Source organism: Roseateles sp. P1_C6 (assembly GCF_056406315.1).
Window position 1 is genome coordinate 1 of sequence record NZ_JBFUAK010000026.1, and the last position, 6,630, is coordinate 6,630.

The 6,630-nt window shown below is 67.1% G+C and carries 5 protein-coding genes; all 5 read left to right on the forward strand.

Going from position 1 to position 6,630, the window contains the following annotated elements; translation table 11 throughout:
* Positions 1 to 102: 102 nt before the first annotated feature.
* The 5 genes from AC1D29_RS29450 (at position 103) to AC1D29_RS29470 (ending at position 6,178) form a co-directional block, all read left to right on the forward strand.
* Complete coding sequence (locus tag AC1D29_RS29450; protein WP_477904308.1) at positions 103 to 1,524, forward strand: amidohydrolase family protein; 1,422 nt, start codon at positions 103 to 105, stop codon at positions 1,522 to 1,524.
* Positions 1,521 to 2,294 (forward strand): spermine/spermidine synthase domain-containing protein, encoded by a 774-nt coding sequence (locus AC1D29_RS29455; RefSeq protein ID WP_477904310.1) that lies wholly within the window; start codon positions 1,521 to 1,523, stop codon positions 2,292 to 2,294. Before AC1D29_RS29450 ends, AC1D29_RS29455 begins: the two co-directional genes overlap by 4 nt.
* Before the next feature lie 11 nt (positions 2,295 to 2,305).
* The gene (gene tfpB, locus AC1D29_RS29460) at positions 2,306 to 4,093 is read left to right on the forward strand and encodes a type IV pilus assembly ATPase TfpB (protein ID WP_477904312.1); all 1,788 of its coding nucleotides are present in this window, start codon (positions 2,306 to 2,308) and stop codon (positions 4,091 to 4,093) included.
* Between the two features lie 98 nt (positions 4,094 to 4,191).
* Complete coding sequence (locus AC1D29_RS29465) at positions 4,192 to 4,656, forward strand: tripartite tricarboxylate transporter TctB family protein (protein ID WP_477904314.1); 465 nt, start codon at positions 4,192 to 4,194, stop codon at positions 4,654 to 4,656.
* A gap of 10 nt (positions 4,657 to 4,666) precedes the next feature.
* A complete protein-coding gene (locus AC1D29_RS29470) occupies positions 4,667 to 6,178 on the forward strand; it encodes a tripartite tricarboxylate transporter permease (protein ID WP_477904316.1) in 1,512 nt (503 codons plus the stop codon).
* Positions 6,179 to 6,630 lie beyond the last annotated feature (452 nt).

A 6,630-nucleotide genomic window follows, 5' to 3' on the forward strand; every position in this document is an offset into this window, starting at 1 on the left:
CCTTGATTGGCCGCTGGCTGCCGGCCTTCGCGGCTCGTTGCCGTAGCGTGAACAGGCCCTAGGATGCCTGACCCCGGCGCTGAGGCCGGGCAGAGAGCATCGATGAAGAGAGTCCTGCTGGCGGCGCTGGCCACCTGCGCACTGCATGCCACCGCCGCCCCGCCCATCGCGGCCGACCTGATCCTGCGCGACGCGACGCTGGTCGACGTGGCCGCCGGCCGCCTTGTGCCGGGCCAGGCCGTCGTCACGCGCGGCGATCGCATCGTCGCGGTGGTGCCGACGAAGAACCTGGGCCAGTACAAGGCCAGCAAGACGCTGAGCCTCAAGGGGCGCTACCTGATCCCCGGGCTGTGGGACAGCCATGTGCACTTCGGCGGCGGCGAGGCGTTGATTGCCGAGAACCGCCAGCTGCTGCCGCTTTACCTGGCGCACGGCATCACGACCGTGCGCGACTGCGCCGGTGACCTCAGCGACACGGTGCTGCAGTGGCGCGACGACATCGCCGCGCAAAGGTTGCTGGGCCCGACCATCTTTGCGTCCGGCGCCAAGCTGGAGGGCTACAAGCCGCTGTGGAAGGGCACGCAGGAGGTCGGCACGCCCGAGGAGGTCACGCAGGCACTGGACCGGCTGACTGCCGCCAAGGCCGACTTCGTCAAGATCACCGAGAACACGATGCGCGCAGACGTCTACCTGGATGCGCTGCGCCAGGCCAAGGCGCGCGGCCTGCCCAGCTCAGCCCACCTGCACGGCCAGGTGACGCTGGACCAGGCGAGCGAGGCCGGCCTGGGCGCGCTGGAGCATCTGAACTACCTGCTGCGCGCCGCCACGCCGCGCGAGGCCGAGCTGACGGCCCAGGTGGTGGCCGGCACGATCACCGCTCGCTCGGCCGCCGAGCAGAGCTTGGCCAGCTACGACGAGGCGACGGCCCGCGCCGCGTTCAAGCGCCTGGCCGCTCGCGGCACAGCCGTCGTGCCGACGCTGTCGGTCATCCGCATCACGGCCTACCTGGACCAGGACGACCACGCGAATGACGACTACCTGAAGTACATCGGCCCGCAGCTGCGCCAGACCTATGACTGGCGCGTCAAGCGCGCGGCGCTGGACGGGCCGGACGCCATCGCCTACCGACATGCCAGCTACGAAAAGACCGCGCGGCTGCTGCCGCTGCTGGCCGAGTCCGGTGTCGAGATCGTCGCGGGCACGGACGCCGGCTTCCTGAACTCCTTCGACTATCCCGGCCAGGCACTGCATGACGAGATGGCGGTCTATGTGCGCTCGGGGCTGACACCGGCGCAGGCGCTGCGCTCGGCCGTCGTGGCCGGCCCGCGCTTTCTCGGCAAGCAAGGCTACGGCGCGCTGGCCGAAGGCAAGGTGGCCGACATCGTCGTGTTGCGCGCCAACCCGCTGGCAGACATCGCCGCGACGAGGCAGATCGACGCCGTCGTGACGCAGGGCCGCCTGCTGGACCGCAAGCGGCTGGACGCGATGCTGGCCGACGTGCGCGACTGGGTGGCCAAGCAATGAAAGCCAAACCGCAAACCTGGGGCCCGGCGACGCTGAGCGAGTTCGACGGGGTGCGCTTCCTGCACCTGGACTCGATCTGGGTGCAGGGGGCGATGCGCATCCGCAAGCCCGACCAGCTCGAGCTGGAATACATCCAGCGCATGTGCGCCTGGATGCTGTGGCGCGACCCGGCCGCGCTGGGCGCGGGTCACGCGGTGCAACTGGGCCTGGGCGCGGCGGCGTTGACGCGCTTCTGCCATGGCCAGCTGAAGCTGCGCACGACGGCGGTGGAGATCAACCCCCAGGTCATCGCGGCCTGCCGGCAGTGGTTCCGCCTGCCCACCAACGACGCGCGGCTGGATGTCGTCAACGACGACGCGGCGCGCTGGGTGAACGACGACGCGAACCTGCAGACGGTCGATGTGCTGAACGTGGACCTCTACGACCACGACGCCGCGTCGCCGGTGCTGGACGATGAGGCCTTCTACGCCGCCTGCCGCGGCGTGCTGGCCGACGGCGGGCTGATGACGGTCAACCTGTTCGGCCGCAGCGCCAGCTTCGCGCGCAGTGCGCTGCGCATCGCCAGGGCCTTCGGGTCCGACCAGGTCTGGAGCCTGGCGCCGACGCAGGAGGGCAACACCATCGTCGTCGCGGCGCGCGGCGTGCAGGTGCCGCACCGTGACGTGCTGGAGCAGCGCGCGGCTAATATTGAATCGCGCTTCAAGCTGCCGGCCCGCAAATGGCTCAGGTTGGTGCGGCCGCTGCCGATGAGCATCCTCAACGCACTCTGAGTCCATCCTCGATGACGACCAAGCCCAAGCCCTTGGCTCCCGCTCCCACCACCAAGACCGACGGCCGCCTGGAGTGGCGCACGCTGCTGCACTGGTTGCTGGAAGACGGCCTCATCGACGAGACCCAGGTGCAGCGCACCGAGACGCGCTTCGCGGCCGGCGACAGCGCGCTGCACCCGCTGGTGCGCCTGGGCCACGCCAACCTCGTGCGGCTGGCCACCGGCAAGTCCATGGACGTGGATGCGCTGTCCGAATGGCTGGCCGTGCGCGCCAAGCTGCCTTATCTGCGCATCGACCCGCTGAAGGTCGACGTGGGCCGCGTCGGCGACGTGATGTCCATCGGCTATGCCGAGGCCAAGCGTTGCCTGCCGGTGCAATTCGGCGTCAACGACGTGACCATTGCGACGTCCGAGCCCTTTGACACCGGCTGGGTCGCGCAGATCGAGTCGCACGTGCGCAAGCCCATCAAGCTGGTCATCGCCAACCCGCTGGACATCGCGCGCTACACGACCGAGTTCTTCACGCTGGCGCGCTCGGTGCGCCAGGCTGCCAAGGCCGGCGAGCAGAGCCAGGTGGCCAGCTTCGAGCAGTTGGTCGAACTGGGCCGCACGACCAAGCAGCTGGATGCCAACGACCAGGGCGTCGTGCAGGTCGTCGACTGGCTGTGGCAGTACGCCTTCGACCAGCGCGCGTCGGACATCCACCTGGAGCCGCGCCGCGAGATGGGCGTCATCCGTTTCCGCATCGACGGCGTGCTGCACACGGTCTACCAGCTGCCGCCCACCGTGATGGCGGCGATGACCTCGCGCATCAAGCTGCTGGGCCGCATGGACGTTGTCGAGAAGCGCCGCCCGCTGGACGGCCGCATCAAGACGCGCAACCCCGGTGGCGACGAAGTCGAAATGCGCCTGTCGACGCTGCCCACGGCCTTCGGCGAGAAGATGGTCATGCGCATCTTCGACCCCGAGACGGCCGTGAAGGACTTGTCGTCGCTGGGCTTTGGCCAGCACGACTCAGACCGCTGGGAAGGGCTGGTCAAGCAGCCGCACGGCATCATCCTCGTGACCGGCCCGACCGGCAGCGGCAAGACCACCACGCTGTATTCGACGCTGAAGCGCCTGGCCACCGACGAGGTCAACGTCACGACGATCGAAGACCCGATCGAAATGATCGAGCCGGCCTTCAATCAGACCCAGGTGCAGAACGTGCTGGACTTCGGTTTCGCCGAAGGCCTGCGCGCGCTGATGCGCCAGGACCCGGACATCATCATGGTCGGCGAGATCCGCGACCTGGAGACGGCCGAGATGGCCATCCAGGCCGCGCTGACCGGTCACCTCGTCTTCAGCACGCTGCACACCAACGACTCGGTGTCGGCCATCACGCGGCTGATGGACCTGGGCGTGCCCAGCTATCTGATCAGCGCCACCGTCATCGGCGTGCTGGCGCAGCGGCTGGTGCGCACGTTGTGCCCGCACTGCAAGCAACCCGACCCACTCGTCACGCGCGAGAGTCTCAACGACCTGGTGCGCCACTGGCGTCTGGGCGGTGGCGTCAAACCCTACAAGCCGGTGGGTTGCCTGGAGTGCCGCAACACGGGCTTCCGTGGTCGCGCGGGCCTGTATGAGTTGCTGACCGTGACGGAGGGTGTCAAGACGTCCCTCGGCGACCTCACCGCGCTGCGCCGTCAGGCCGTCCAGGAAGGGCTGCGGCCGCTGCGGCTGGCCGGCGCCATGAAGGTGGCCGAAGGTGTGACCACGGTGGAAGAAGTGTTGCGAAGCACGCCGGGGTGGGAGGGCTGAGCGCCTTACGTGTAATCCACAGTCGGGGCCATGCGCTCTGACTGACAGAATCGCCGCCAACATATGCGTGCCCGCGGGTGCGCCGGAGGCGACAAGCAATGAAGATCAAAAGCCAGCGGGACTTCTGGTCCGGGCTGATGTTCCTGGTGTTGGGCGTGACGTTTGCGTGGGGGGCGAGTGACTACTCCTTCGGCACATCGGCCCGACCAGGTCCCGGCTATTTCCCTTTCGGCCTCGGCATCCTGCTGGCCTTGCTCGGCGCGCTGGTGCTGTTCAAGGCGCTGACGCTGGAGTCCGAAGGCGGCGACCCCATCGGCGCCATCGCCTGGCGGCCACTGGTGGTCATCGTTGCCGCCATCGCGGTGTTCGGCCTGGCGCTGCCGCGCCTGGGCCTGGCCTGCACGCTGCCGCTGCTCATCACGCTGTCGGCGCTGGCCAGTCGCGAGTTCCACTGGCGTGATGTGTTGATCAGCAGCGTCGTGCTGACGGTCGGCAGCTGGGCTCTTTTCATCGTGGGCCTGAAGCTGACCATCCCGCTCTGGCCCATCTACCTGAACGGCTGAGGGCCCCATCATGGACTTGCTGAACAACCTCGCCCTGGGGTTCCAGACGGCGCTGTCGCTCCAGAACCTGCTCTACGCCTTTTTTGGCACGGTGCTGGGCACGCTGATCGGCGTGCTGCCGGGCCTGGGCCCGGTCGCAACCATCGCGATGCTGCTGCCGTCCATCTACACGCTGGACGCGACGCCCGCCCTCATCATGCTGGCCGGCATCTACTACGGCGCACAGTACGGCGGCTCGACGACGGCCATCCTGATCAACGTGCCCGGTGAATCCAGCTCCGTCGTGACGGCCATCGACGGCTACCAGATGGCCCGCCGCGGCCGCGCTGGCGCGGCCCTCGCCGCCGCCGGCCTGGGCAGCTTCTTCGCGGGTTGTGTTGGCACCATCATCATTGCGGCCTTCGCGCCGCCGCTGACCGAGCTGGCCTTCAAGTTCGGTTCCGCCGAGTACTTCTCGCTGATGGTGCTGGGCCTGGTCGGGGCCGTCGTGCTGGCCTCGGGTTCGTTGATCAAGGCCATCTCCATGATCGTGCTGGGCCTGTTGCTGGGCCAGATCAACACCGACGTCATCACCGGCACGGCACGCTTCTCTTTCGATATCCCCGAGCTGACCGACGGCATCGGCTTTGTCGTCATCGCGATGGGTGTGTTCGGCTTCGGCGAGATCATTGCCAACCTGGGCCAGCCCGAGGAGCACCGCGAGGTCTTCACGAAGGAGGTCAAGGGGTTGTGGCCCACGCGGCAGGACTTCCAGGACGCCTGGCCCTCGGTGCTGCGCGGCACGGCCTTGGGGTCCATCCTGGGCGTGCTGCCCGGCGGCGGCGCGCTGCTGGCCTCGTTCGCCTCCTACACGCTGGAGAAGAAGGTCGTGCGCAACCCGCGCGTGCCCTTCGGCAAGGGCGCCATCCAGGGCGTGGCCGGCCCGGAGAGTGCCAACAACGCCGGCGCGCAGACCAGCTTCATCCCGATGTTGACGCTGGGCATCCCGCCCAACGCCGTGATGGCGCTGATGGTCGGCGCGATGACCATCAAGGGCATACAGCCCGGCCCGCAGGTCATGACCAGCAACCCCGAGCTGTTCTGGGGCCTGATTGCATCGATGTGGCTGGGTAACCTGATGCTCATCGTGCTGAACCTGCCGCTGATCGGCATCTGGATCAAGTTGCTGACGGTGCCCTACCGCTTCCTGTTCCCGGCCATCGTCGTCTTCTGCTGCATCGGCACCTACTCGCTGAACAACAACAGCTTCGACGTTTACCTGACCGCCGGTTTCGCGCTGCTGGGCTATATCTTCTACAAGCTGAGCTGCGAGCCGGCGCCGCTGCTGCTGGGCTTCATCCTGGGCCCGATGATGGAAGAGAACCTGCGCCGTGCGCTGCTGCTGGCGCGTGGGGACTGGAGTACCTTCCTGACGCGTCCGCTGTCCGCCGGCCTGTTGATCGCCGCGGCGCTGATGATCGTGGTGGTCATGCTGCCCTCTATAAAGAACAAGCGCGAGGAAGCGTTCCAGGAAGAAGCCTGACTCACTGCAGACAGTCAATGCAAGGGCGCCGCGAGGCGCCTTTGTTGTTTGTGGCCGGCTTCTAGCTGGCGCAAGCCAGGGAAGCAGGAAAGCAGGGAAGCAGGCGGGGAAGCGGCGGCTCACCTTGAGTCGATGCCCACACAGCGCCACGACGCGAGAGTCCCGCAACTCTTTTGCGAACTTCGCAGCTGGAGTTGCGCGGCCTGAAATTCCTGTGCTACAGTCGTGGGCTTCGCTGATGACAAAGCGCAACGCAAACCGGCAACGGCAAGCGGGGTGTTGAGGAGTTGGTGAGGCTGAGCTGAAGAGCTCGGGGCGAGCTGGAGAGTTCGTTGGGTGCTGAGGGGTTCGAAAGAATTTTTCAAAAGTACTTGACGACACTGCGAAAGCAGATCAAAATCTCGCCTCTTTGCTGCTGACGACTGAACGCGAAGCGAACAGTATGTGGGTAG

Coding starts and splice junctions, on each gene's coding strand:
- AC1D29_RS29450 (WP_477904308.1), top strand. CDS start 103: ATGAAGAGAGTCCTGCTGGCGGCGCTGGCCACCTGCGCACTGCATGCC.
- AC1D29_RS29455 (WP_477904310.1), top strand. CDS start 1,521: ATGAAAGCCAAACCGCAAACCTGGGGCCCGGCGACGCTGAGCGAGTTC.
- tfpB (WP_477904312.1), top strand. CDS start 2,306: ATGACGACCAAGCCCAAGCCCTTGGCTCCCGCTCCCACCACCAAGACC.
- AC1D29_RS29465 (WP_477904314.1), top strand. CDS start 4,192: ATGAAGATCAAAAGCCAGCGGGACTTCTGGTCCGGGCTGATGTTCCTG.
- AC1D29_RS29470 (WP_477904316.1), top strand. CDS start 4,667: ATGGACTTGCTGAACAACCTCGCCCTGGGGTTCCAGACGGCGCTGTCG.